The sequence below is a fragment of the Sinorhizobium arboris LMG 14919 genome (assembly GCF_000427465.1).
GTDB lineage: Bacteria > Pseudomonadota > Alphaproteobacteria > Rhizobiales > Rhizobiaceae > Sinorhizobium > Sinorhizobium arboris.
On sequence record NZ_ATYB01000014.1, the window covers coordinates 91,542 to 115,651 of the forward strand.

The following is a 24,110-nucleotide window of genomic DNA, read 5'->3' on the forward strand; positions in this document are numbered from 1 at the left end:
AGTATAGACGATTTTCGAGCCGGTGAACCAACGAACGGCGTGTATGGGTCGAACTCGTCCCAAGCAGGCGCCAATCCGAACGTCTTCAAAGTCCGCATTGCAGTCGCTCTGCATGCCGACCAGGGCTTCGCTCCCCCCTCTTGCTGCCCTTCCTCAATCTGAGAGGTCGAATATAGCGGATCAAAGTCAAACATGGCCGACGTTCCACAGGTGCCGCACACGGCAATCTAGCATTGCAAACTAACGGAGTGCTACAACGACCGCAAAGATCGGGGTGACGAGATCATCGAACCATCTGTTCGAGTGTTCGCATAAGGAGGAAGCCGCCGGCTATGTGAGTATTCCGGCTCGGCCTGGATCCATTACTCACCTGCGGCAGGACGACTTCTGGAAGTGCCGGTCGGTCATCAGTCTGGCCGTCATTTCCCATTTAAATCAGGAGGCGACAGATGGCTGACATCCCCATACGTTGTTCCGCAGTGTCTGTCGTGCTCCTGCGCCTCGTTGAGGGTCAGCCGGAGGTCCTGCTTCTTCGCAGGAATCACACTCTGATCGGCGAGTGGTGCCAGATTGCAGGAGCCATCGAGAATGGCGAGAAAGCCTGGGAGGCTGCTCTCCGCGAAGTCAAGGAAGAGACCGGACTGGCATGCCGACAGCTCTACTCGGCTAAGCGAACGGACGCCATCCGTAAGCAGCCGCCAGTCCAGCCTTCACTTCGGCAATCCCGCCTTCAGGAGGCCTTGCCGGAACAGTTCCAATTGCTCCGGACGCTCCAGCAGCAATCCTCGGCTGATGAAATCCTCCGTCGAGAAATTGGGGCACACTTTCAGTAGCTGCGCCCTCGCGGCTTCGGTCGCCCTCGTGTCGCCGATCTGCGCGTAGCAGGCGACCAGGCGAGCGCAGGTGAACGGGCCTGGGTTGGGCAGTTCCTTGAGCGCCGCAGCGGCCTCTTCGTAGCGGCCGAGGATATAGAGGGCATTGCCAAGCGCCGCGCTGTACCACGGCGGCGGAAACGGGTTCAACCGGAAACCCTCATCGATCCATTCCATGGCTTCTTCGAGCTTGCCGCGCCGCGCGAGCAAGCCGCCCATCTGAACCAACGTGTTTGCATCGTTCGGATTGAGCTGATAAGCACGGCGATAGTGTCGTTCCGCCAGCTCGAATTCCCGGCGGTTGACATGAATGAGCGCAAGCATGCGCTGGCAGCCGCTTTCCCCTCCGTCGAGCGAGACCGCCTTTCGCGCTAGGGCCAGCGCCTGGTCGAGGATATCCGGCGGCGCGTTGGCGTAGCCATTGAGCGCGATGCTTGCCAGGGCCAGGTGGGCGTGCGCCAGAGCGAATTGCGGGTCGCGCTCGACCGCCGCCTCAAACATGCGAAAGGCTTGCCGATTGTCGTCTGCGCCGTAGCTGCGCATATGCACGAGTCCGCGCAGGTAGAATTCGTAAGCCGCAAGGCTGGTCGTCGGCTTGCGCATCGCCTGGTGAAGATCGGCGCTCTCGATCTGCCCCACCAGGGTCGAGACGATCATCCTCGTCACTTCGTCTTGAACCGCGAAAATATCAATCACGTCGCGATCGTAATGCTCCGACCACAGGTGCATTCCGCTGGCTGCTTGAATCAATTGTGCCGTGATGCGTATACGCTCGCCCGAGCGGCGAACGCTGCCCTCGACGAGATAGTTCACGCCCAGCTTCCTGCCGATCTCCTTCAGCCCCGTATTCTTGCCGCGAAAACTGAAGGATGAACTGGCGGCGGTGACGGAAAGCGAGCGAAACCGTGCGAGGCCGCCGATGATATCTTCAGTGATACCATCGCTAAAAAACGTCTGGTCCGGTGAGCTGCAGAGATTCTCGAACGGCAACACGGCGATCGACGTTCGCGCCGATGTCAAAGATGCCGACGGCGCTGCTATTGGCGCATTCCTCCAATGCCAGACGTGAGCGGGCCTGACGATATTCTTGAGCGATATCTCGCCGCCGTCCAGGAAATCGGTCCGGCACTTTCCGCCAAGCTGGCGATGCACGACGTCGGCAATACATATCCCTCCCGGCTCGGCCGATGCCTCCAAGCGCGCGGCGACGTTGACGCCGTCTCCCAGCAAATCGTCTCCCTCGATGACAACATCGGCGAGATTGATGCCGATCCGGAGAACAATTCGTTCGTCAGACGGCAGCTCTTCCTGATCATGCGCCAATTTTTCTTGCAGAGATATCGCGCACTCCACAGCGTCGACTGCGGAGTTGAACACGACCAACGCTCCATCTCCCATGAGCTTCAAGATCCGGCCGCCGCGTGCGTCGATGTTTGGAGAGAATATGGAGACCTTTAGTCGCTTTATTGCGTCAAGGGTACGCGCCTCGTCGGCCTCCATCAGGCGCGAATAGCCAACGACGTCCGTTGCCATAATGACAGCAACTCGCCGTTCGATGCGCCCCTTCGTCATCCCGCTCTCCATACCTAAGCACGAAATTTTAGCTTCTATTAATGGAACGGGGAAGGCGCCCGGAAGACACTGGCCACCTTGTCGCGGGTTCGAAAAACATATTGCTCTAAGCGCCAGCGTCTGCTTACGGGCAGCACTGGACATCGCCGCCGACATCAGCGAGCGCCAGCTTTGGGTGGATTGCTGCCCTCCCCGCTGAACGCTGACATGACAGGATTGCGCCCGACTGCGGACATTCTGCCTTCGGCCGCTCACCGATAAATCAGAAAAACTTCAGAACGATATCGGTACGGGCTCCTTTCGCGGACGCAGAATGCACTCCAGCTCAGACGAAGAGCGTTGAGGCTATATCAACATGACGCTGACCCTCACCCCTGAACTGGTGGCCAAGGCCCATCGCCACATCATCGATCCAGGACCGCGTCCAGGAACGGCCTATCTGGAAGACGAGGACTACACGTCGTGGGTCGATGATATCCTTACAGGACGCGGGCAGAGCCATGAATTCTGGGTATTTGCCTATGGCTCCCTGCTCTGGAAACCCGAGTTTGCGGCCGTTGAGGAAAGGATCGCCCATGCCTACGGCTGGCATCGCGCGTTTGCGCTCAAATTGACCCGCTGGCGCGGCTCGCCGGAACGTCCAGGGCTAATGCTGGCGCTCGACCGGGGTGGTACGTGCAAAGGGATCAGCTATCGTTTGCCGGAAGACGGATTGGCCGCGGCGTTGGGCAGGCTGTTACGGCGTGAGATGTCTGCAAAACCACCGTCGAATATGCCGCGCTGGATACGGCTCAAGACCGCGCAAGGTCCGATCAGAGCGCTCGCATTCGTGGTCGATCGCAAAGCGCCCGCCTATGCCGGTCGGCTCCCGCTCGAACAGGTGGCGGAAGTTCTGTCGACCGCAGCCGGACACTGGGGTTCAGGTGCCGAATATCTCTACAACACCGTCACTGAACTCGAACTCAGGGGAATCCGGGACAGGAAGCTCTGGCTGCTTCAGGCGTTGGTGGCCGAACGGCTGCGAGTCATACGGGCGTGAAAGGAACGAGAGATGCCTTATTCGTTCGAGCGCAGAAACGAAATCCGATACGAAATATTCGAGCTTCTCGCGAGCAGCACGCCGAACCTTTGGTGCTGCCCATCACAAGCCTTCATTGTGGAGCGGCTCGAAGCGGCGTTGGCGGCCCTTGAGACCGAGGATTTCCCGGAGCTTCCGTCGAAGCCAAGGCGACCTTCCCCTTGACTCGAATTGCATGTCGTTGGCCTATAAACGATTAGCGCAGGCAATTTGGGCACACGGCTTTCGATGGCGACCGAAGCGCCAGGTCAAACTCCTCCTCTGGGCAAGTTCAGCTTCGACCCCAGCAGCGGGGCGTTGTCCCGCCACGGTGAAACCGTCTTCCTGCGGCCTAAGGCCCAAGCCCTCCTTTCTCACCTGCTCCAGAATACCGGCCGCGTCGTCTCGAAGTCGGAGCTCCTCGATGCGGTCTGGCCGGAGGTGACCGTCACCGAAGACTCGCTCACCCAATGTGTCCGCGAACTCAGAAAGGCGCTCGGCGATGAAGCGCAGACGCTTGTCCGCACGGTCTCCCGGCGAGGATATATGCTCGCGGTCGCAAGCGGTCCCGACATCGCGACGGACGCGCCCGTGGTCGCCGTTCTCCGCTTCGGTCATGCAACCGGCGATCCTACCGACGCTGCGATTGCCGACGGCATTGCCGAGGATATTCTCAACGGTCTGGGTCGATTCAGGTCCGTAACGGTGCTTGCACGGAACACAAGTTTCGCAGAGAGCGCCGAGGCACGGCAAGGTTGGCAGACGCTCGGCAACAAGTTTGGTGCCGCTTACTTCGTGGACGGCGACATCAAGCGCTTCAGCGGAATCTTCCACATCGGGGTTCGTTTGACCGAAGCCTCCCGTGGGGTCCAGCTTTGGAGTGATCGGTATCAGGCGCAGGATACCGAGATTTTCTCCGTCCAAAACGAGATCGCGTATCGAATCGTTAGCCGCCTTGTCTCCCGTCTGGAGGACGCCAGGCTGCAATGGACGTCAAGCAAGCCGACCGATAGTCTTGCCGCTTACGAATTGGTGCTTCGCGGTACCGCGGCGCTGCGCGGCTATCGGCCTCAAGACAACGAGGATGCCCGGATGTTGTTCGAAGCGGCGGTCGAAAAGGACCCGAACTACGGCGTTGCACAATCCTATCTCGCGCTGTCCCGGGTCATCAACGGCGGCTACGCCATGGCTTCCACGGAGGTGCTTGCCGGGGCGCTCGACCTCGCCCTCAAAGGCGTGACCTTGGCCCCCGAGGAGCCCCGATGCCACCGCATCTTGGCGATCGTGCGGCTGTATCTCAGGCAGCACGCCGCCGCCGAACAGCACGTCAGACGCTCGCTAGATCTCAATCCTTATGATGCCGACACCATTTGCCAAATGGGCTATCTGCTCACGCTGCGCGGCAGGCCGCTTGACGGCCTGGCTTGGATGGATCGCGCGGTTCGCCTCAACCCGATCCATCCCGATTGGTACCACCTTGATCGATCCATGGCATTGTATTCGATCGGTGAGTATAGGTCGGCGGCAACAGAACTCGAGAGGGTGCCGTTGCTCGGTCCCGGTGCCCGCGTCCGTCTCGCCGTCATCTACGCCCAGATGGGAGAACTGGAACTTGCCAGGCAGCATCTGGGCGTTGCCGTTGCGGCGGGATTTTCCCCATTGGATTATGTCAAGAATGGCCTTGCCTTCGAGCACGCGGCCGATATCGAGCATGTTGTCGAAGGCGTGACGAAGGCATGTGCCGAGGCAGAGCGAAGCCACATGTCCTCCTCGGCTACGGGATGACAGGTGTTCAGGGTTTCCGGGCGTTCGACGTTGCCTCCACGCAGTCGGCTTCGGGTCGAACTCGTCCCAAGCAGGCGCCGATCCGAACGACCGCAAAGTCCGCATTGCAGTCGCTCTGCATGCCGACCAGGGCTTCGCTCCCTCCTCTTGCTGTCCTTGTAGATACGAGCCGGAATTTCGGTGCTGGCCCGAAGCGGTCATTCCTCGGTTGGTGGCGAGGTTGAAATCGCCTTCAGAATAGACGGTCGACAAATCGCTCGGTCTCCCAGGCCCTGAGAAAAGTCATCTCCCGTGCTATCCAACCGACACTGTTGCTCCCCCACTCTCGCGCGCGGCTCGCGTACTCACCCATCAGCCAAAAGTGGCGGACGATCACAAACCGAATAGCTGCTTCGAAATCGTCAGGAGCTATTGCTCGGACTGACTGATATCCATCAACGAAGGCCGCCCACACAGCAGTCAACGACCGGCCGAAAGACACTTGTGCCCACAAAAAAACGGCCAAGTCATACGCAAGATATCCTGGACCTCCGTCATCGAAGTCGAAAAACACCGCTTCTCCAGCCCCATTGATACGCGAATTGAAGCCGTGGCAGTCCCCGTGGCAATAGGTCCATGTCAGATTGCTGAACACCTTGATAGCCGCCGCAGTCCGCTCGGCAATCTGGGCAAGGTCGCTGAGGACATGCGTGTCTTCCACAATTCCGCTATCGCGAATTCGGGCAAGAGGCCGATGCAGCAAATGTTCCAGATCAAGCTGGTACAGCGCACCGTCAGCCGGAAATGTCTCGGCGGCGTTGTGCAGTAGCGCAAGGGTCTTTCCGTTGGCCCAAGCATCACCGGTGTCAGTCGCAAGCGGTTCTCGACCATCGATCGCCTGAAAAAGCACACCATCGCGCACACCCTCTGGTGCGTGCCCTTGAAGGAAAAACGTGCCGTCGCGTGTCGGAATGGGCGCGGCGACCGGAACTCCCAGCTTAGAGAGGTGTGTCAAGAATGCAGTTTCGCTCTTGACGTTGGCTGGCCCGCGGGCGCGGTGGTGAGAAAGCCGAAACACATAGCGCTCGCCGCTGGTCACGCTGGCCAGGTAAACGTCATTCAATCCGCGTTGAAGCAATTGGCAAGAAACCGGCGATCCCAACGCGTAGTGCTTATCGATAAAGCGTTCGATCGCCTCAATCTGAGAGGTCGAATATAGCGGATCAAAGTCAAACATGGCCGACGTTCCACAGGTGCCGCACACGGCAATCTAGCATTGCAAACTAACGGAGTGCTACAACGACCGCAAAGATCGGGGTGACGAGATCATCGAACCATCTGTTCGAGTGTTCGCATAAGGAGGAAGCCGCCGGCTATGTGAGTATTCCGGCTCGGCCTGGATCCATTACTCACCTGCGGCAGGACGACTTCTGGAAGTCCCGGTCGGTCATCAGTCTGGCCGACATTTCCCATTTAAATCAGGAGGCGACAGATGGCTGACATCCCCGTGCGTTGTTCCGCAGTGTCTGTCGTGCTCCTGCGCCTCGTTGAGGGTCAGCCGGAGGTCCTGCTTCTTCGCAGGAATCACACCCTGGTCGGCGAGTGGTGCCAGGTTGCAGGAGCCATCGAGGATGGCGAAAAGGCATGGGAGGCAGCTCTTCGCGAAGTCAAGGAAGAGACCGGACTGGCATGCGATCGATTTTACTCTGCCGATATTTGCGAGCAGTTCTGTGAAGCCGACCGTGACGCTATCAGCTTGCTGCCGGTCTTCGTCGGTTTCGTGAAGCCGCAGGCGGCCGTCGTCATCAATCACGAGCATAGCGAGTTTCGCTGGGTTTCGTTCGAAGAAGCGCTGATCATGGTTCCGTTCGCGGGACAGCGCCATGTGCTCAGGCACGTGAAGGCCGAATTCGTCGATCGCGAGCCGATCCGGCATCTGTTCATAACGGCGGCGGGCGTCCAGTCACTCTGATCAGGGGACGTCGACCCTGTGCAGCCGTTGGAGATGTAATGGGGCAAAGACTGGTTCGAGCCCATTGCGGCCCTCCCAGGTGTCGAGTTCAGCGGCACAGATGCGCCAAATTTCGGCCATTGCAACCGCCGTGTCGCAAACCCTTGGTAGCGTCACTTGACTGAGTCCTTTTATTGCTGCCGGGGATCGGATGAGCGCCACATTCAAAGAGCTGAGCGACCGGATAAGTCAAGTCGGAGAGGTTTACGCACGAGTGCACAATATTCCGCGTAGCGCGGACTGGTATCTGCTGAAGCTGACGGAGGAACTTGGCGAACTGACAGCCGAACATCTGCTGATTGGCGGCAGAGCTAAACCAAACGCGGATGGATCAGGAGGCACGCGCGAAGCATTGGAGAACGAAGCCGCCGATTTGTTCGGGCAATTCGTCCTGTATCTGCGCGAAAATGATATCGATATCGAAGCTGCCATCGAGCGTAAGTGGCTTCGGCATCTTGATCAGTATGTTGGACTCGACCCAAATACTACAACCGAAAGTGTCTGATATTTGTGGCGCAAAGGCCCGACCTGGGCCACGGCAGGGATGCGCCAACAGCAATCATCGCTCCGGAGGTTACGGGGAACTTAGGTTGGGAAGTTCTCATCCATCCACGACCGAGCGAGCACAAGATCGTCGTTGTTTGGGGCCCATCCATGGCCCGCATCAAGCGCGTGATGGGTAACCACTGCGTTCGCGGCGACAAGCTGTTCCGCGACTTGGGAGGCGTGCTGTGGCTCTCTCCTGTTGTCATGCAGACCCGAAATGATAAGCACAGGCTTGCCTGACAATTCTGGAAAAGTGAAATCATCTGAGATTGGCTGTGGCCGTAGCAATATAGCTCCAACGAAATTATCCGGTGCGAGCGCAAGAAGAGCGGTTCCGAAAATTGCTCCGCTGGAATACCCGACAACGAGCATGTCTTTTAGGCCGCAAGCGAACACAAAACCGTGGGCAGATATGCTTTCCCTAGCGAGAGCTATAAGTTCTTCGGGAGGTATGGAGCGATCCGATCGCCTTTGGAAGAAGGTGAAGCCTTCACCATCCACAAATGTTCCTCGCGGGTTGCAACGTGGCTGCTGTGGCGCAAGCCGATTGGTAAATTCGCCAATGAACTCCGGATGCTGCGAGGAACCGTGCAAGCCAAGTATACCAATCATCGCAATTCCCCAAAGGTCCGGACGTCACCTATTTGCGGCGTGTGACAGGGGAATGACTGCAATGGACCGAACTCGTCCCTACGAGCCGCCAATGCGAACGTCTCAAAAGTCCGCATCGTGCGCATTCCCTTCCCGTCGTCTCACTTCGGCAATGGACCGACCAGACCTCAGCCGAACGGCTGCCGGACTTCCGCATGGCTGCCGCTCATGGTTACGGACCGGAATTTCCGATGCAGTCCAGCCAGTCCCGCTCCTGTGAACAGGTCGTAAAGCTCAACGCCGCAGCCTCCGGCATAATAGGCATTCGGATCGGTCACTATGCGAACTCCTCGGTCTCGGACACAGTCTCCGGTTGTGTCGGCAATCTGGCGCCTGCCGCAGAGCCTGTAAAGGGGCTCCCCTGCGACCCTTCGCGCCGCGACTGATCGCATCCGTCAAGCCGGAATCCGGTGAAGGAATTCTTCCATCCCAAGTCCAAGCCGTGAACGGGCGAGGCGGAGGTCGAGCCAGAAGAATCGAAAGAGGATTGGTTTTCCGCCTCCGGAAGGCTCCCGTTCATAATGGTGCCAACTCTCGGGCAGGTCATTTGGAAGCTTTAGATGAAAGTAAGCGCGCTCGTGGGTATGAAGCTGACCATCTCGGACGAAACTGTAGCTGGTCGTGCCGAGATGGTCGAAGCCGGATTTGAAGTGGAGACCCGTTTCCTCATGGAACTCCCTTCGTGCCGCTTCGAAAATATCTTCATCGGGATCTACCGTCCCACCTGGAACCTGGATCGGGACCTCTGAAAATTCCGGCTCATCGAAGACGAGAAGGCCCGAGCTTGAAGTGCCATAAATCAGAACCTTTCGCGGTATCATTCCTCAGCCTCCAGTGTCAGCATCGACGCGCAAATCGGCAAGCCGTTGATCAGGCGTCGGAAGAAGGGGGTGTCCAACCAACGTCCGCGGCCCAACGGTCTGCGTGTCGGATAATGGCCCAAAGGTGGTCTGACTTTCCGTCGATGTAGGCTGCCCGATTTTCGCGGTATCGCTCAGCCAAAGCGCGCTTCAGTGCGACGTAGGGAGCATGCTCCTCCGGGTGGACACGCATGTAATCGCGAAACAGCAGCGCCCACTGCTCGTGCCAACTCCCGAGCCGCCGGATGTGGATGTGTGTCCGCTCGCCACCCGGACGCTCCCGAAAGTAGCGCTTCGTCAATTCGGAGTTGGCCTGTCGCCACTCGTAACCGATTTCCCACAGCGGTTCCGTGAGAGTCTCAATCGGTTCAAAGGTGGCCACCGAAACTTGGATGTCGATGATGGGCTTGGCGGCCAAACCCTGGATCGATGTCGAGCCGATATGGTCTATGCGAAGGGCGTGATCGCCCAAAGCGCTGCGGATGGCCGATGCCTTGCGACGGAAACTTTCCGGCCACTCAGGGCACCAGTCGACGATTTCGATTTTACCGACGGGGAACATCAGCACTCCTTGTCCAGCAGCCCGCAGGAGCGACTAGGCTTGCGACCACAAATGTCTGAGGCGCGGGTGCTGTCGAATGTTCCGTGCCGAGGTGAAAGTGGCCGCATCCCATCCGGCATGGCTGGCCAGCTCGACAATTTCCGGCTGATCGTCGAAGAACAGCGGTCTCTCTCCCGGGCCGATCTCGAGCGTCCGATTTATGGCTTCGAAGAAGCGTGGATCTTTCTTCGGCACGCCGATCTCGGCGCTATAAAAGAGCCGATCGAAGTGGTTTGCAAAGCCCAGATCGTTCCACAAGTAGGTCGCGCGATGATGCTCCTGGCCAGTCGCAACGAAGGTTTGTACCCCACGCTCGCGCAGTTCCCGGACTAGGTCGAACACCTGCGGATTGATGTTCGAATCCTTCTCGAACCAATAGCGCACGAAGTCATCTACCGCGCCTTTGTACCCGGTGCAGGGAAGAACAGCTGCCAAAGCCTCCTTCAGGTCACGGTGTCCGGTGACACATGCGAACATCGGCGAGGCAGCCCGGTTGCCGGGCGTGCCAAAGAACAGGAGCTGGAACGCATCGCGGTCGACGCCCAGGTCGGCTTCGATCGTTGCATCCCAAGGTTTGCGACGGGTAACATCGGCATGCCAGCCGTCGATCAGCACGCCGTCCACATCAAAGAAGACCTTCACGTGTCCCCTCACTTTCCGCGACAACGAACAGTTGCTACCAGTTCAGTACTTCGCCATCAGGGTGACTACAACTCGAAATTCAGCTTCCCGTCGTGGCGACGCTGTCGCTTCAATCGCGAGTTCGAGGGCACTGCCGGAAAAAACCTCATGAAAGACCTCTTTGTCGTGACGCACACCCAATCTATCCATCACGCCGAGAACAAAGTCGGCGGCTGGTACGACACTAGCCTGACTCCTCGCGGTGAGATCGACGCCAGGGCAACGGCCGAGCGACTGGCAAGCCTCGTCGGTGACGAGGACGCCGAAATTTTCAGTTCCGACCTTTTGCGCGCATCTCAAACCGCGGCGATCATCGCGAAGCGCCTTCACCGGCCCGTCGTCTCGACCGCCGATTTGCGGGAGATCAGCTATGGCTTGGCCGGCGGAATGCCCAGCGATTGGTTGGCCGAGCGTCAGACAGCGGCACCCGACGATAATCGAATGGACCATCGCGGCGGCATCGAAGGTGCGGAAACCCGCAGAGATACTGCAAGCCGTGTCTACCGGTGCGTCGAGTCCGTCGTCGAGCGCCCGTGCGAAAGGCAGATCATCGTGACGCACGGCTTTGCGCTGACGTTCGTCATCGCCGCATGGATCAAGATGCCTCTCGATGCCGCCGGTTATGTGAGTTTCCCGGCGCAACCGGGAAGCATTACTCACCTGCGTCAGGATGACTTCTGGAAGAGCCGCTCGGTCATCAGCCTGGCCGACATATCCCACTTGAGACCGGAGGCGACAGATGGCTGACATCCCCGTGCGTTGTTCCGCAGTGTCTGTCGTGCTCCTGCGCGTCGTTGAGGGCCAGCCGGAGGTCCTGCTTCTTCGCAGGAACCACACCCTGATCGGCGAGTGGTGCCAGATTGCAGGAGCCATCGAGAATGGCGAGGAAGCCTGGGAGGCTGCTCTCCGCGAAGTCAAGGAAGAGACCGGACTGGCATGCCGACAGCTCTACTCGGCCGATGTTTGCGAGCAGTTCTATGAAGCCGACCGCGACGCTATCAGCTTGCTGCCGGTCTTCGTCGGTTTCGTGGAGCCGCAGGCGGCCGTCGTCATCAATCACGAGCATAGCGAGTTTCGCTGGGTTTCGTTCGAAGAAGCGCTGATCATGGTTCCGTTCGCGGGACAGCGCCATGTGCTCAGGCACGTGAAGGCCGAATTCGTCGATCGCGAGCCGATCCGGCATCTGCTCATAACGGCGGCGGGCGTCCAGTCACTCTGATCAGGGGACGTCGACCCTGTGCAGCCGTTGGAGATGTAATGGGCAAAGACTGGTTCGCGCCCAAAGCTGCCTTTCGTCACCTTCGTTGGTAGAGTGAAAGTATGACATTAACAGAGTATGTTTTTCGACCCGCAGCAATGACCGACTTGCCCCTGCTCCGGGTGTGGCAAAGCCTCCCACACGTTCGAGAATGGTGGGACAATGACGAGCCTTTCGACGAAGAAGAGTTGCGTGATTCCCGCGTTTCAAGATGGATTGTCGAACTGAACGGCAAGTCATTCGCATACATGCAGGACTATTCGGTTCATGGATGGGAAGAGCATCATTTCGGGCACCTTCCGCCTGGATCGCGCGGGATAGACCAGTACATTGGTGATCCAGCGATGATGGGGTGCGGCCATGGCACAGCCTTCATTCGGCAAAGGATGCACGAATTGTTTGCCGCTGGCGTTCCCGTAATCGCCGTCGATCCGCATCCGGCGAACACAAGGGCCATCACAGTCTATGGGAAGCTCGGATTTCGGATTGCCGGAGTAGAACGGGAAACGCCATGGGGTTTCATTCTACCAATGGAGGCCCGAGCACCTCGGCGGGACGAATGACCGCATCGTCCGCATCGTGCGCATTCCCTTCCCGTCGTCTCACTTCGGCAATTCTTGAGACGCCAGATCTCCTTGTCACAGACAAACTTGCGTAAGAGGACCTTAAATAGCGATCGCTCTTCCAGCCAATCGCGAAAAGAGGGAACCGGAAAGATCGAGTGCTCCCTACCGTAGACGACGAGCACGACCAATGACTCGATTGGGCCCGTAAGCGGAGAAAGTGCCTTAGCCCGAAAGGTACATCTGCAAAACGCTTTGACTAAGATGAACGACGCTTCCGCAGCAGTTGTATGTGCGTTGTGACCGAAGGCGGCAGTTAACTTCCGGTCACCTGCATCAACTCTATGCGATTGCCGAAGGGATCACTGACATATTGCCGCATAAAGCCCTCAAGCGGCTGGTCATGGGCTGTCTCATAGCCTGCCGCTTGCAGCGCGGAACATAGAGCATCAAGGTTGTCAACGACAAAACCAGGGTGAGCCTTTCTCGCCGGAACGAAATCAGGGTCAACACCGAGATGAAGTCTTACTTCGTTGATCTCGAACCAGCAGCCTCCCCGAACTGCGAGATGGGGTGGCTTTGCCACTTCCGATAGGCCGAGTAGGTCGCGATAGAACGCACGGGCGACATCTTCCTGTCCAGCAGGCATGGCGAGCTGAATATGGTCGATCCTCATCAGTGTCATTTATCGCGTCAACTCTTCGTACTGCGTGCCACCGAGCCTGTTACTCGATATCTCCTACTGACGCCTTGCGTCAATTCTCGACAGGCCGGTCGTGATGGCTCAGCTCAGGCCGCTCGCTCAGTTCGGAGGATCGTTCCCTGGTGGGAAATCGTTGGCTCCTTCTGCGATGGCGGCTTCTTCATCGGCGGTGATGATGCGAACCTCGGCGCCGGCTTCAGCGACTGATTCACGGGCTCGGCCAAGGCAGTGCGCGCCAGGCCGCTTTGCGTTATCCAAAAAGTAAAGCCGCGCAGATCCGATTGTTGATCGCCGAGTGGCGCTCCCCGATGATCGCGACGAAAAACGAGAAAACTAGCCCACCCATCGAAATGCTTCAGGTCGCAACGATACGCAGCCTGTTCCTGACGCCCCCAGCACCGCTGATCGTCTCGGCGGCGACACGGGCCGCCTCGCGCAGCGCTTCGCTTTCGACATTTCCCCACAAATTGACGTTTCCGTTCTCGATCGTCACGTCTATCGTCGCCCTGTCGAGTCCGAGATCGGAACAAAGCCGCGCCAGGACGGCCCGCCGCACCGCTTCATCACCGGCAGCAACAACATCAGGCACAAAGCCGGCAATCGCACGAAGGATGTCGCTGCGGCTGATGATGCCCACCATCTCTTCCCCTCGCATGACCGGAGTTCGCTTGATACCTTTGGCGGCCATGAGTTCGGCGACGCGGTCAACGGGCACGTCTTCATCAACGGTGACAACAGGCTGCGTCATCACGTCGCCGACGCGCCAGCTATGCCTCTTGATGAACGCCTCCGGCTTCGGTCCGATGCCCGCAATGCCGCGCCACGAAGCCGATCCCAGCTCTGTACGCCGCAACAAATCGCCCTCCGACAACATGCCGGCGAGCTTATCTCGCTCGTCGCATACGGGCAGTCCGCTTATCCCGTGCTCAAGCATCGTGCGCGCTGCATGGCTTACACTGTGATCGGGGCTTATCGACAGCACCTTTTTGCTCATAATGTCTCTGGCCAGCATCCTATCGCCCTCCGATTAGTGCTCGCAGCATACGCCGTCCCATGCAGCAGGAGATTGACGTTGGTCAAAGAACTGGCTGCCGAAATACATAAGATGCCGGGATGGAAATTGATCCAAGCCGGACTCTTGCTGTCGCAGGTCATCGTAGCGGCCGCCATGGCGCTGTCGTCGGTCAGCGTGACCGGCAATTCGCTCAGGTAAGAAAGGCACGGATATGATCTGGGATCGCAGATGGACAATGTTCGCCGCCTCGCTCGCGATCATCGTCGCGTTCTTCGTGCTGCGGGAGCACTGGCAGCATGCACTTGGGATCGCCCCATACCTGCTGCTGCTCGCCTGCCCGTTGATGCACCTCTTCCATGGTCATGGCGCTCATCGCCATCAGGGCCACCGCACGAACACGGACGATCTCACATAACCTACGCCTCGTCATCGGTGCACCTGTCCGAACTGCAATTTTCTGTTGAGCGCGATCAACGCGCCGGCGGAAAGCGGCGATATCTTCCATCAAGGAAGATTGGAGATCGAGATCATGAGCATTCGCAACCTCCATCATGCGATCGATCCAAAGTCGCTAGCGATCGTCGGTGCCTCTGATCGCGCCGGATCGCTTGGCCGGGTCGTCATCCAGAATGTGATCGGCACCGGATTTGAGGGAGAAATCTGGCCGATTAACCCTAAACATGAGCAGGTCGCAGGCCATCGCTGCTATAGCCGAGTAGCGGACGTTCCCGGTGTCCCCGACCTCGCCGTCATTGTCACTCCACCGCAGACCGTGCCGGCTCTGATCCATGAGCTGGGCAAAAAAGGGACCCGCGCTGCGGTGGTCATCACGGCCGGTATCAACGCTGACGAGGGCCTGAAACAAGCGATGCTCGAGGCGGCGAAACCATTTCTCCTTCGCATCATCGGCCCGAATACAGTGGGCCTTATCGTGCCTTCCGCGAGGCTGAATGCGAGCTTCGCGCATATGCAGGCACAGCGGGGCGGAATCGCGCTGCTTTCGCAATCCGGAGCGATTACGACTTCGTTGATCGACTGGGCCGCGGACAACAATGTCGGTTTTTCGAAGATCGTCTCCCTTGGCGACATGGCCGATGCAGATGCCGGCGATTTTCTCGACCTGTTCGCGGGAGATCCCGAGACGCACGCGATAGTCATGTATCTCGAGACCATTTCCAATCCCCGGAAATTCCTGTCCGCGGCGCGCGCAGCGGCTCGGGTAAAGCCAGTCGTCGCCATCAAGGCGGGCCGTCATGCCGAGGCGGCCAAAGCGGCCGCCACGCATACCGGTGCGCTTTCGGGAGCCGATCGCGTCGTTGACGCGGCCTTGCGTCGTGCCGGCATCTTGAGGATTGAAGGCCTTGGCGAATTGTTCGACGCGACAGAAACCGTCGCGCGTTTTCCCCCTCTTGAGCGCGGCCGTGTCGCAATCGTCACCAATGGTGGCGGAGCCGGCGTTCTCGTCGTGGATCGCCTGGTGGACTTCGCTTGCGCGCTCGCAGATCTTTCCCCGGACACCATCCGCGCACTCGATCGAATTCTTCCCGCCAATTGGTCGCGCGACAATCCCGTCGACATAATCGGTGATGCACCGCCCGACCGCTATAGGAGGGCGGTCGAGATCATCGCTCAGGATCCGGAACTGGACATTCTGATCGTCATGAATTGCCCGACCGGCCTCGCCTCGCCCGTCGATGCCGCCCGTGCGGTCGCGTCCCTTGCGCGGTCAGGGACAATCTCGGGGAAACCGGTCCTCACATGCTGGTTAGGCGGTCGAACCGCCGGTGCCGGGCGTGAGGTGCTGCAGCAGGCGGGGCTGGCATCTTACGACACACCGTCCGACGTCGCCTTGGCGGCTTCTTATCTCGCCAGATGGTCAAAGGCGCAGCAGGCACTGGTGCGGGTGCCATCGAGCCAAGACGAGGAAGTGCCATGCGATCGCGCCCTGGTACAGTCCATTTTCCACAAGGTGGCGGCCGAAGGCCGCCGGATGCTGAGCGAATTGGAGGCCAAGTCCGTGATCGCGGCCTACGGCATTCCCGTTCCTCACACCGTAATCGCAAAGTCACCGGAGGAGGCGGAAGCGGTAGCCGGCCGGCTTCTTGCGGGCGCGACGAAGGTGGTGATCAAATTGGTGTCAAAGTCGATCACACACAAATCCGATGTGGGCGGCGTCGTTCTCGACATCCGGAGCGCAGTCGCCGCTCGCCAGGCTGCCGAGGCGATGGCGGCGCGGCTCAAGGTCCACGACCCGACTGCCGTTGTCGACGGTTTTGCCGTGCAGCCGATGATTGAACGCAAACATGCGTGGGAACTGATCGCGGGAATAAGCCGAGACTCAATCTTCGGTCCCGTCGTTCTATTCGGATCGGGAGGTGTTTCGGTGGAAGTGGTCGCAGACACCGCGGTGGCGCTTCCGCCACTCGACGCCGTGCTCGCCGGCGACCTGATCGACCAGACACGGGTCGGCAAGCTCCTCGCCGGTTTCCGCAACGAGCCGCCGGCAGACAGATCAGCGATCTGCAAAGCACTAACGGCGCTCTCCCAGATGACCGTCGATTTCCCCTGCGTGCTTTCGATGGATATCAATCCTCTGGTCGCCAGCGCAGAGGGCGTCACCGCGCTCGACGCCCGCATCGAGATCGACCCGCAAACCGTCGCGCGTCCAGGCCCTAACCGCGATCTCGCGATCCGCCCATATCCGAGCGGGTGGGAAAAGCAGGTGACGCTCGCTGACCGGCTCTACCATCTGCGGCCAATCAGGCCGCCAGACGCGGCGCTCTATCCGGATTTTCTGTCAAAGACGTCCTCGGCTGACATCCGATTTCGTTTCCTGTCCTCGCGGAAGCACTTTCAGGACCAGATGTTGGTGAGGCTCACACAGATTGACTACGAGCGCGAGATGGCCTTCGTTGCTCTCGACAGGCAAAGCGGCGAGCTTGCAGGCATTGCTAGGCTTTACGCGGATCCGGATCACGAGGCCGCCGAATATGGCTTGCTGATCAGGACCGATCTGCAGGGACACGGACTTGGCTGGGCGCTCCTGGCCCAGTTGAGGGATTATGCCACGGCCGACGGACTGAAACGCATCGAAGGTCTCATTCTGAGTGACAATGCGAAGATGTTGAAAATGTGCAAGGAATTCGGGTTTTCGATCTCGTCGCACCCGACTGATGCGACCCTGAGGATCGCAACACTGGCACTCCAGTCTCAGGCGTAAGCCTCTTGACCGGGATCAATGTGGCCGTCCCCCATCTGGCGTAGATTGGCTTTCAGAAAGCCATCTATCTGGGGAGACCGGAGCAGTGACCTACAAGACTGTTCTTCTAGTGCTCGATGCAAATCAGTATGAAACGGACCTCACCGCGGCGGCAGATCTCTGCGCGGCGGCTCAAGCCCATCTGTCGGTCCTCCTCGTGAAACTCGCCGCTCCTCCTCAGTTCGCAGATCATGCGGGCCTCTCGGTTGCGTGGCTGGACGTACGGATGGCCGAGATCGAACAGCTCGAAAAAGCCGTTCAGGCGGCACAAACGACTCTCAAAGATCTCGGAGTGTCATTCGACGTCGCCGGCGAACACACCGAGCCCGCATGGGCCGACAACATCGTTGGTGGGCGTGCACGCTATGCTGACGTTACGGTGATGGGGGCCAGCATGGATCCCTCGTTGTGGACGCGCGCCATAGAAGGCGCGCTTTTCTATTCGGCCCGCCCGGTCCTGCTTGCAGGCCGCCGCCGATCGGCGACCCTGCTTCCGAAGAGGATTGTGCTGGCGTGGAACTCGAGTTTCGAATCCACAAGGGCCGCTCGCGAAGTGCTCGATATGATGAGAGGTGCGGAAGCTGTGAATGTCGTATTGGTTGATCCGACGGCGGCTTCAGCCAGAAACGGAGAAGAACCGGGTGCCGATGTGGCGAGATATCTCGCTCGCCACGGCATAAAGGTGACCGTCGATAGGCTTTCGAGTGAGGGGCGCCGGGTCGAGGAAGTTCTCAATCAGCATGCGCTCGACACCTCCGCCGACTTGATCGTCATGGGTGCATATGGGCATTCGCGTCTCCGCGAAAAGATATTTGGTGGCGTTACCAAGGCGATGATCGAGGCACCGATCGTGCCGGTGTTGATGGTCCGCTGACGGTCACTGATGCCGAAAGGAAACTCAGAGGCGCCACCGGCGCCGCTGGTTTGGTGGCTTGTCATTCATGCCGCGCCTTCGAATGCGGCCGGTGTTGCAAAGAAGGCGGGCCTCATATCGCGCCCATCATCCGGGCCGTCAGCAGCCGCTTCGCCGCATATCTTCTTCTGCGTCGATATCGACGAAGCAAGCATGGAACCGCAACGTAGGGGAGCCATACCTATGCACGTGCACTCACACTCGTCACCTACTTTTTGGACCAATTCGGCGGAGACACCGATCTCGGTCGAGGGTGCGAACGTCCTTTTCTCGCTCGGCCGTCTTCAGACCGACGCGTTTAATGCAATGCTTCGCTATCAAATCGAAGCGTTGGGATTCCTGAAGAGCCGCTGTGAGCAGGACCTGCAGTTTCTGCAGGAAATCTGGTCGCCTGGTCACGTGAACGACTCTTTCGATTTGTGGTGCTGCTTTTGGCAAAAGGCCTTCCTCGACTACTCGAGGGAGGCAGGCCGCGTTGCGGACATCGGCTCCAATATCGCAGCCAAGGCGGCAAAGCGCATTCATGGAGAAGAAAAGCTGTTGGCCGAGAACCTGGTCGCGCAAACGGTGATTTAGCCGGGGCGGCGCGGCTCCGGGGAGGCAAGCATGCTTGAAATGGAGCGGCAGCTCAAGCAAACCGAGGCGCATCCGATGAACACGGCAACCCTCCTTGAAACCGCGTCGCTCAACCGGGGCGTTGCAGTCGACGACGGTCTTTCCGTGGGGTTAAGCCAGCAGGAGGCGGACATCCGGCTCACACAATTTGGGCCGAATACCCTTCCCGAACCGCGAGTGCCGTCCCTGATCGCGACGTTCTTGCACCAATTTCGCAGTCCGCTCATTTATATCCTGCTGGCAGCGACCTTTGTGTCACTCGCGCTCGGTGATGTGCGGGACGCTCTTTTCATCGGCATTGTCCTCGCCGTGAACGGCATCATCGGCTGCATGCAGGAGCACTCGGCCGGGAAGGCGGCGCTCGCGTTGCGCAAACTGGAACAGCCGAAGGCGAACGTTGTCCGCGAGGGGCAAACTCAGGAGATCGACGCCCAGCTCCTCGTGCCGGGCGATCTGGTTCTGCTCGAGGCGGGCGGACGCGTGCCGGCCGACATGCGACTAACCGCCGTAACCGACCTTGTCTGCGACGAATCGTTACTGACGGGAGAATCGGCTCCGGTCCATAAGACCATCTTCCCCGTCGAGGTCCACGGCGGCTCCGTTGCCTTCGCGGGAACGCTCGTTACGCGTGGTCGCGGGCGCGGTATCGTCGCGGCGACCGGAGCGGCCACGGAGATCGGAAAAATCGCCGCGGAGATCGGCAAGGCATCCCTTGCCAAGCCTCCCTTAATGATCCGCCTGGAGCGCTTCTCCCAACTCATCGCCTGGATAGTTGCGGCTGCCGTCGCTCTGCTCGTCCTCGTTGGAATTGTCCGGGCTATGGCGCCGAGCGAGCTCTTCATGATGTCCGTCGGCCTCGCGGTGAGCGCGATCCCTGAAGGCTTGCCGATAGCGATCTCGGTCGCGCTGGCGATCAGCATGCGCCGCATGGCCAAAGCACACGTGATCGTGCGCCGAATGCCCGCCGTGGAGGCTCTCGGCTCCTGCACGATGATCGCCACCGACAAGACCGGCACATTGACGCTCAACGAGCTGACCGTGACGGATATCCGCTTGCCGGACGGCACCGATATTGTCTGCGATACGGGCGCTGATCTGGACGCCTGCACGATTCGGGGCGATGGAACCCCTCCCGCGGAGGCACGGGAACGTGCCCTTGCCCTGTTCAAGGCCGCGTCACTGCCTAACGAAGGATCGCTGGTCAGGAACGCGAACGGCTGGACCGCCGTCGGCGATACGGTCGACGTCGCATTGCTGGCGGCCGCCTACAAGGCGGGCTTGCCGCGGGAGGCTATCGAGAATGCCTATCCTCTGGTCGCCCGGATCCCCTATGAGCCGGACCTCAAATACGCTGCCTCGTTTCACCGTCACGGCGACAGCGTTCGCATCTTCGTCAAGGGCGCAGCGGAAACCCTGATCGACATGGCCGATCGAATGGACGTGGCCGGTCGCGCCGAGCCGATCGATCGTGAGGTCCTTCTCCGCCAAAAGGAAGAGATGGCCGCGCGCGGTTTACGCGTGCTTGCCTTTGCGGAGGGCGAAACGGCGGTTGAGCCGGATGGAGACTTCGGCCGGCACCTGCTCGTCGACCTTGTCTTCCTGGGGTTTGCCGGAATGCAGGATCCGGTGCGGCCGGAGGTACCGCAGGCGATTCGCGATTGCCACTCAGCAGGCGTGGACGTGGCGATGGTCACCGGCGACGACCCGAGAACCGCGGCGGCAATTGCATCCCATGCCGGACTGATATTCACCGAAGATCAGGTGGTCACCGGCGAAGACGTGCGCAGGGCCGAGGAGAACGGGCAGGAGAGTCTGGACAGACTAACCCGCCATGGCCGCGTCTATGCGCGTGTGGCTCCGGCGCAAAAACTGGCGATCGTCCTCTCGCTCGCGCGCAACGGGCACTTCGTCGCCGTGACAGGCGACGGCGTCAACGATGCGCCTGCGCTGAAGCACGCGCATATCGGCGTGGCGATGGGGCGCAAGGGTACGGAGGTGGCCAAGGAGAGCGCCGATATAGTCACCACCGATGACAATTTCGCCTCGATCGTCAGCGGTATCCGCGAGGGCCGGGTCGCCTATGCGAACATCCGCAAGGTCATCTTCATGCTGATGTCGACGGGGGCCGCGGAGCTGCTGCTGTTCCTGCTGGCGATCCCACTCGGATTGCCGATGCCCCTTCTTCCCGTGCAGTTGCTTTGGCTCAACCTCGTGACCAACGGCATTCAGGACATTGCGCTCGCCGGCGAAAGTCCGGAAGGCGACGAGCTTAGCCGCGCGCCACGCGCTCCGTCCGAGCCGATCTTTGACCGGCTCATGATCCGACGCATCTGGCAATCCATGCTGGTCATGGGAGCCGGAGGTTTCGCGATGTTTTACGTTCTGCTCGAGCAGGGCTATGGCGAGAGCGAAGCCCGCAATCTGCTGCTGTTGTTGTTCGTGCTTTTCGAGAACTTTCAGACGCTGGCGAGCCGCTCCGAGCGCAAATCCATCTTCCAGCTCGGCTTTCTTGCCAACCCGCTTCTGCTTCTCTCAATCGCAGCGGCCCAGTGCCTTCATATCGCTGCGATGTACATTCCGATTCTCAGCGAGCGCTGCAGGTTTCACCGATCTCGTTCTCAGAGTGGGCGCTCCTGCTTGTTGCAGCATCGTCTGCCCTCCTGGTCGTGGAGATCGACAAGTGGCGGGTCCGCAGCAAGCCGGCCGACCTTCGCGCACCGTGAGTTCATTCCGTCGTGAACTCATCTAGCTGACAGTCAGGAAATACACCGCGACGCCGGTTCCTGAGGCGAGAAGCGATACAACGGCGAGCGGTCCCCAATAGCGTCCTGTTCCCGACGCCATCGCCACCATCACCCGTCCGCCTGCGTTTGCGAGTATCGCGACGAGCACTGCGGCTCCGACGATCTGTAGCGGTGCGGCTCCGCCTCCAGCGCGCAACGCCGTCAGCACCGCAACGTCGACGTCGAATATCCCTGACGCTGCCGATATGCCGACCAAGCTGTTGTCGCCCATACCGGCCATCAAGGCCGCGCCGGCCGTCGCGGTCAAGGCAAACAGGCCTGCAAAAACAAGAAGCGGAAAGAGTTCGAACGGATTGCGTGCAGTGATCGGTTCGTCGGCGGGAGGTGCAGTCCTGGCGATCAGAGCGACACCACCCGCGGCGAAAACCAACGCCGCTGCGATGGTTGGCAGAACAACTTCGGGGAAGACCGGCGGAGAGACGAAAAGAATTACCGTCAGCACTCGCAATAGCGAGACGACGGCGGCGAAGCTCGCGGCTCCGGCCAGCGGCCCTGGCTCCTCGCCGGAGCGTGACTTCTGCCCGAAACTGGCTGTCACGGCAGTCGATGAAACGACTGCGCCCACCAGCCCGCCCACAACCAGTCCTCTCGACGAGCCAAGCAGACGAACCGCGACGTAGCCAACAAATGAAATGGTGGCGCTCAGAACCGTGAAGAACCAGATTTCACGTGGATTGAAACCGCCCCATGGGTCGATGGCATGGTTTGGAAGAAGAGGCAGCCCGATGGCGGTCATCGCCACCAGCACGAGGGCCGAACGCAGCTCGATCCATGACAGCGTCTTGAGAAGATTGTGCATTAGCTCGCGGCTGGCGAGCACGCCAGCGAGCGCAGCGGCGCCCGCCGCCGCCACCCTGTAGTCGCCAGTCACAGCCAATCCGCCGAGCGCAAAAACCGCCAATCCGGCAATGACGCCGGTGACGCTGAAATCCTCATCGTGCCGCGCCTCGCGCAGCTTGAACCAGGTGAAACTCAGCGCGAAGCTCATGAAACCGGCGGCAAATATCAGGTCGCTCCTATGTGCATGGGACAGTGCCGCCAGGATCCCGCCAAGCAGACCCGAAATGCCGTAGGTGCGGATGCCTGCCGTGCGGCTGCCTTCCGGCGCCTCCCTTTCCCGCCATCCACGCTCGAGTCCCACGAGCAGGCCTATGGCAAGGGCGAGCCCCAGACGGAGAATAAGAGGTTCCATTCGTTTCCGGCTTCGCCTTCTTGCAACGTGTTAATGTCGGCGCTCGCTCGAAGCGCAAGTCGTGATCACCGGTCCGGTGTGCCCGACCCGGAAAACATATCCGATTTGAAGCGGACGGGCAGCGAACGGCTTTGCAAATGGCGATCGGCAGATCATAGGCGGAAAGCCATTAACGATGTTGAACGAACCTGATTTGCCAACGTCGGGGTATTTGGATCGCGATCGATGTCAGAGAAAGGGCAGCAGCAGCCGCTAGCCACGGGGCCAGATTTCCCACTGTCTGCACGAGGGCTGCCCCCAAAACTGCTCCTGCCATCATGCCGAGCCACGGCACGATCTGGATGGCCAAATGCGTGTTGCGGATGCCCATCGCCCAGCGCCCCAAACCTCGTCCGAAGCGTGACAGGGCCCCGGTGACATACGTCAAGCCAACCGGCAGCCCTTCGATCTGCTCGACAGAGGCGTTGATTGCCCCCATCGCCAGAACGAGCAGAAGGAACCGGAGCTCTCTTTGATCGCCCAGCAGGGCTGCGCATACGAGTAGAACCGATACAACCAGCAAAACAGCTTGCGGCCTGAACCTCATCGCCACCACCACTCCTGCGGCGTTGCCGATGACGAAAGTGACCAAACCGCCGATGAGAAGCGCCCCCCGAGCGACGTCGCCTTGCATCAGGGCGACCGATGCGCGAGTCGTGTTGCCGCTCATGAAGGACACGAAATCGCCGACGGACATGAGTCCTATGGCATCGGTCATGCCTGCAAGGAACGATATTCCAGCGACGAGCGCCAAACCAACAGAACTTCTCTGGCGCATGATGATGCGCCGCCGCCGCTGTACCGTCATTTGTGATGATCCAAGTGAAACCCCCGCAAGCAAAGCAAACGCGGCCCCGTATTGCAAGCTCGCGACATGCCAGGAACGGCGCACCGGAACCGCGACCATTCCGGCACGCCGGGATCAAACCTATTCGCGAGAGCTTCCATGGCCTCTCGTTTGCCGACGAGAAGAAGCGCTCTCGCTGGATCGATGAGATGCGCGATAACGGCAGACGGGCCTGTTGATTTTAACCTCCAACGGATCGCGATTTGAGATCCGACTTTGAGCTTGATCAAGGAGTTTCGGTGCGCGCGAAGCATAATGCTTGAGTGAACGCCGTTTGGTTGGCTCGA

General features: G+C 59.7%; 23 protein-coding genes and 2 pseudogenes. 14 read left to right on the forward strand and 11 right to left on the reverse strand.

What is annotated here, in order from left to right:
* Positions 1-449: 449 nt before the first annotated feature.
* Positions 450-668: pseudogene (locus SINAR_RS1000000138465) on the forward strand (NUDIX domain-containing protein); the annotation flags it as partial.
* 42 nt (positions 669-710) lie between these two features.
* On the opposite strand, the gene SINAR_RS0111515 reads toward SINAR_RS1000000138465, so the two are convergent.
* Positions 711-2,600 (reverse strand): tetratricopeptide repeat protein, encoded by a 1,890-nt coding sequence (locus tag SINAR_RS0111515; RefSeq protein ID WP_234710603.1) that lies wholly within the window; start codon positions 2,598-2,600, stop codon positions 711-713.
* Between the two features lie 199 nt (positions 2,601-2,799).
* Between SINAR_RS0111515 and SINAR_RS0111520 the strand changes: the two genes are divergently transcribed.
* Both SINAR_RS0111520 and SINAR_RS0111525 read left to right on the forward strand, forming a co-directional pair.
* On the forward strand, positions 2,800-3,483 hold the full coding sequence (locus SINAR_RS0111520) for a gamma-glutamylcyclotransferase (protein ID WP_027999246.1): 684 nt from the start codon (positions 2,800-2,802) through the stop codon (positions 3,481-3,483).
* Between the two features lie 336 nt (positions 3,484-3,819).
* Positions 3,820-5,286, forward strand: a complete 1,467-nt coding sequence (locus tag SINAR_RS0111525) for a winged helix-turn-helix domain-containing tetratricopeptide repeat protein (RefSeq protein WP_234710604.1) — start codon at positions 3,820-3,822, stop codon at positions 5,284-5,286.
* 232 nt (positions 5,287-5,518) lie between these two features.
* On the opposite strand, the gene SINAR_RS0111530 is transcribed toward SINAR_RS0111525, so the two are convergent.
* The gene (locus SINAR_RS0111530; RefSeq protein WP_027999248.1) at positions 5,519-6,502 is read right to left on the reverse strand and encodes a phosphotransferase enzyme family protein; all 984 of its coding nucleotides are present in this window, start codon (positions 6,500-6,502) and stop codon (positions 5,519-5,521) included.
* Between the two features lie 255 nt (positions 6,503-6,757).
* On the opposite strand from SINAR_RS0111530, the gene SINAR_RS0111535 reads away from it, so the two are divergent.
* Together SINAR_RS0111535 and SINAR_RS01000000133420 are read left to right on the forward strand one after the other, a co-directional pair.
* Positions 6,758-7,237, forward strand: coding sequence for an NUDIX hydrolase (locus SINAR_RS0111535; protein WP_027999249.1), 480 nt, complete (start codon positions 6,758-6,760; stop codon positions 7,235-7,237).
* Positions 7,238-7,427: 190 nt separating this feature from the next.
* Entirely contained in the window at positions 7,428-7,781 is a 354-nt protein-coding gene (locus tag SINAR_RS01000000133420) for a nucleoside triphosphate pyrophosphohydrolase family protein (protein ID WP_234710605.1), read from the forward strand.
* 80 nt (positions 7,782-7,861) lie between these two features.
* On the opposite strand, the gene SINAR_RS0111545 is transcribed toward SINAR_RS01000000133420, so the two are convergent.
* The 5 genes from SINAR_RS0111545 to SINAR_RS0111565 form a co-directional block, all read right to left on the reverse strand.
* Positions 7,862-8,434, reverse strand: coding sequence for an alpha/beta hydrolase (locus tag SINAR_RS0111545; protein WP_027999250.1), 573 nt, complete (start codon positions 8,432-8,434; stop codon positions 7,862-7,864).
* Between the two features lie 167 nt (positions 8,435-8,601).
* Positions 8,602-8,751: a hypothetical protein gene (locus SINAR_RS1000000137165; RefSeq protein ID WP_158500194.1), complete on the reverse strand. Its 150-nt coding sequence runs from the start codon at positions 8,749-8,751 to the stop codon at positions 8,602-8,604.
* A 117-nt stretch (positions 8,752-8,868) separates the two neighbouring features.
* The gene (locus SINAR_RS0111555; RefSeq protein ID WP_027999251.1) at positions 8,869-9,294 is read right to left on the reverse strand and encodes an NUDIX hydrolase; all 426 of its coding nucleotides are present in this window, start codon (positions 9,292-9,294) and stop codon (positions 8,869-8,871) included.
* 49 nt (positions 9,295-9,343) lie between these two features.
* Positions 9,344-9,895: a GrpB family protein gene (locus tag SINAR_RS0111560; protein ID WP_033057381.1), complete on the reverse strand. Its 552-nt coding sequence runs from the start codon at positions 9,893-9,895 to the stop codon at positions 9,344-9,346.
* A 33-nt stretch (positions 9,896-9,928) separates the two neighbouring features.
* Positions 9,929-10,576 (reverse strand): HAD family hydrolase, encoded by a 648-nt coding sequence (locus tag SINAR_RS0111565; RefSeq protein WP_027999253.1) that lies wholly within the window; start codon positions 10,574-10,576, stop codon positions 9,929-9,931.
* A gap of 147 nt (positions 10,577-10,723) precedes the next feature.
* Here SINAR_RS0111565 and SINAR_RS0111570 point away from each other — a divergent pair, with 147 nt between their 5' ends.
* The 3 genes from SINAR_RS0111570 (at position 10,724) to SINAR_RS0111580 (ending at position 12,436) form a co-directional block, all read left to right on the forward strand.
* Entirely contained in the window at positions 10,724-11,362 is a 639-nt protein-coding gene (locus SINAR_RS0111570; protein WP_027999254.1) for a histidine phosphatase family protein, read from the forward strand.
* A complete protein-coding gene (locus tag SINAR_RS0111575) occupies positions 11,355-11,834 on the forward strand; it encodes an NUDIX hydrolase (protein WP_027999255.1) in 480 nt (159 codons plus the stop codon). Before SINAR_RS0111570 ends, SINAR_RS0111575 begins: the two co-directional genes overlap by 8 nt.
* Positions 11,835-11,935: 101 nt before the next feature.
* Positions 11,936-12,436, forward strand: coding sequence for a GNAT family N-acetyltransferase (locus tag SINAR_RS0111580; protein ID WP_027999256.1), 501 nt, complete (start codon positions 11,936-11,938; stop codon positions 12,434-12,436).
* Positions 12,437-12,752: 316 nt separating this feature from the next.
* Here the strand turns inward: SINAR_RS0111580 and SINAR_RS0111585 are convergent, their stop codons facing one another.
* Together SINAR_RS0111585 and SINAR_RS0111590 are read right to left on the reverse strand one after the other, a co-directional pair.
* Positions 12,753-13,121, reverse strand: a complete 369-nt coding sequence (locus tag SINAR_RS0111585) for a VOC family protein (protein ID WP_027999257.1) — start codon at positions 13,119-13,121, stop codon at positions 12,753-12,755.
* 373 nt (positions 13,122-13,494) lie between these two features.
* Positions 13,495-14,151, reverse strand: coding sequence for a CBS domain-containing protein (locus tag SINAR_RS0111590; RefSeq protein WP_027999258.1), 657 nt, complete (start codon positions 14,149-14,151; stop codon positions 13,495-13,497).
* 60 nt (positions 14,152-14,211) lie between these two features.
* Here SINAR_RS0111590 and SINAR_RS1000000137170 point away from each other — a divergent pair, with 60 nt between their 5' ends.
* From SINAR_RS1000000137170 to SINAR_RS01000000133425, 6 genes and pseudogenes are all read left to right on the forward strand, one after another.
* Complete coding sequence (locus SINAR_RS1000000137170; RefSeq protein ID WP_158500195.1) at positions 14,212-14,352, forward strand: hypothetical protein; 141 nt, start codon at positions 14,212-14,214, stop codon at positions 14,350-14,352.
* A gap of 13 nt (positions 14,353-14,365) precedes the next feature.
* Positions 14,366-14,569 carry a DUF2933 domain-containing protein gene (locus tag SINAR_RS0111600; RefSeq protein WP_027999259.1) on the forward strand — a complete coding sequence of 68 codons (204 nt, stop codon included), beginning with the start codon at positions 14,366-14,368 and terminating at the stop codon, positions 14,567-14,569.
* A gap of 114 nt (positions 14,570-14,683) precedes the next feature.
* Positions 14,684-17,374, forward strand: coding sequence for a bifunctional acetate--CoA ligase family protein/GNAT family N-acetyltransferase (locus SINAR_RS0111605; RefSeq protein WP_027999260.1), 2,691 nt, complete (start codon positions 14,684-14,686; stop codon positions 17,372-17,374).
* Positions 17,375-17,459: 85 nt separating this feature from the next.
* On the forward strand, positions 17,460-18,287 hold the full coding sequence (locus SINAR_RS0111610) for a universal stress protein (protein ID WP_027999261.1): 828 nt from the start codon (positions 17,460-17,462) through the stop codon (positions 18,285-18,287).
* Positions 18,288-18,296: 9 nt separating this feature from the next.
* The gene (locus SINAR_RS1000000137785; RefSeq protein ID WP_234710606.1) at positions 18,297-18,902 is read left to right on the forward strand and encodes a hypothetical protein; all 606 of its coding nucleotides are present in this window, start codon (positions 18,297-18,299) and stop codon (positions 18,900-18,902) included.
* Positions 18,903-18,977: 75 nt separating this feature from the next.
* Positions 18,978-21,664 (forward strand): annotated as a pseudogene (locus tag SINAR_RS01000000133425) (cation-translocating P-type ATPase).
* Between the two features lie 22 nt (positions 21,665-21,686).
* Here SINAR_RS01000000133425 and SINAR_RS0111630 read toward each other — a convergent pair.
* Together SINAR_RS0111630 and SINAR_RS0111635 are read right to left on the reverse strand one after the other, a co-directional pair.
* On the reverse strand, positions 21,687-22,937 hold the full coding sequence (locus tag SINAR_RS0111630; protein WP_027999263.1) for an MgtC/SapB family protein: 1,251 nt from the start codon (positions 22,935-22,937) through the stop codon (positions 21,687-21,689).
* Between the two features lie 169 nt (positions 22,938-23,106).
* Positions 23,107-23,784, reverse strand: coding sequence for a YoaK family protein (locus tag SINAR_RS0111635; RefSeq protein ID WP_027999264.1), 678 nt, complete (start codon positions 23,782-23,784; stop codon positions 23,107-23,109).
* Positions 23,785-24,110 lie beyond the last annotated feature (326 nt).

What these genes read in the sequence shown, in the direction of transcription:
- SINAR_RS0111585 (WP_027999257.1), bottom strand. Translation starts at nt 13,121, where the DNA reads ATGACACTGATGAGGATCGACCATATTCAGCTCGCCATGCCTGCTGGA.
- SINAR_RS0111605 (WP_027999260.1), top strand. Translation starts at nt 14,684, where the DNA reads ATGAGCATTCGCAACCTCCATCATGCGATCGATCCAAAGTCGCTAGCG.
- SINAR_RS0111635 (WP_027999264.1), bottom strand. Translation starts at nt 23,784, where the DNA reads ATGACGGTACAGCGGCGGCGGCGCATCATCATGCGCCAGAGAAGTTCT.
- SINAR_RS1000000137785 (WP_234710606.1), top strand. Translation starts at nt 18,297, where the DNA reads ATGCCGAAAGGAAACTCAGAGGCGCCACCGGCGCCGCTGGTTTGGTGG.
- SINAR_RS0111590 (WP_027999258.1), bottom strand. Translation starts at nt 14,151, where the DNA reads ATGCTGGCCAGAGACATTATGAGCAAAAAGGTGCTGTCGATAAGCCCC.
- SINAR_RS0111560 (WP_033057381.1), bottom strand. Translation starts at nt 9,895, where the DNA reads ATGTTCCCCGTCGGTAAAATCGAAATCGTCGACTGGTGCCCTGAGTGG.
- SINAR_RS01000000133420 (WP_234710605.1), top strand. Translation starts at nt 7,428, where the DNA reads ATGAGCGCCACATTCAAAGAGCTGAGCGACCGGATAAGTCAAGTCGGA.
- SINAR_RS0111575 (WP_027999255.1), top strand. Translation starts at nt 11,355, where the DNA reads ATGGCTGACATCCCCGTGCGTTGTTCCGCAGTGTCTGTCGTGCTCCTG.
- SINAR_RS0111530 (WP_027999248.1), bottom strand. Translation starts at nt 6,502, where the DNA reads ATGTTTGACTTTGATCCGCTATATTCGACCTCTCAGATTGAGGCGATC.
- SINAR_RS0111535 (WP_027999249.1), top strand. Translation starts at nt 6,758, where the DNA reads ATGGCTGACATCCCCGTGCGTTGTTCCGCAGTGTCTGTCGTGCTCCTG.
- SINAR_RS0111600 (WP_027999259.1), top strand. Translation starts at nt 14,366, where the DNA reads ATGATCTGGGATCGCAGATGGACAATGTTCGCCGCCTCGCTCGCGATC.
- SINAR_RS0111630 (WP_027999263.1), bottom strand. Translation starts at nt 22,937, where the DNA reads ATGGAACCTCTTATTCTCCGTCTGGGGCTCGCCCTTGCCATAGGCCTG.
- SINAR_RS0111545 (WP_027999250.1), bottom strand. Translation starts at nt 8,434, where the DNA reads ATGATTGGTATACTTGGCTTGCACGGTTCCTCGCAGCATCCGGAGTTC.
- SINAR_RS0111555 (WP_027999251.1), bottom strand. Translation starts at nt 9,294, where the DNA reads ATGATACCGCGAAAGGTTCTGATTTATGGCACTTCAAGCTCGGGCCTT.
- SINAR_RS0111520 (WP_027999246.1), top strand. Translation starts at nt 2,800, where the DNA reads ATGACGCTGACCCTCACCCCTGAACTGGTGGCCAAGGCCCATCGCCAC.
- SINAR_RS0111570 (WP_027999254.1), top strand. Translation starts at nt 10,724, where the DNA reads ATGAAAGACCTCTTTGTCGTGACGCACACCCAATCTATCCATCACGCC.
- SINAR_RS0111515 (WP_234710603.1), bottom strand. Translation starts at nt 2,600, where the DNA reads ATGTCGGCGGCGATGTCCAGTGCTGCCCGTAAGCAGACGCTGGCGCTT.
- SINAR_RS0111580 (WP_027999256.1), top strand. Translation starts at nt 11,936, where the DNA reads ATGACATTAACAGAGTATGTTTTTCGACCCGCAGCAATGACCGACTTG.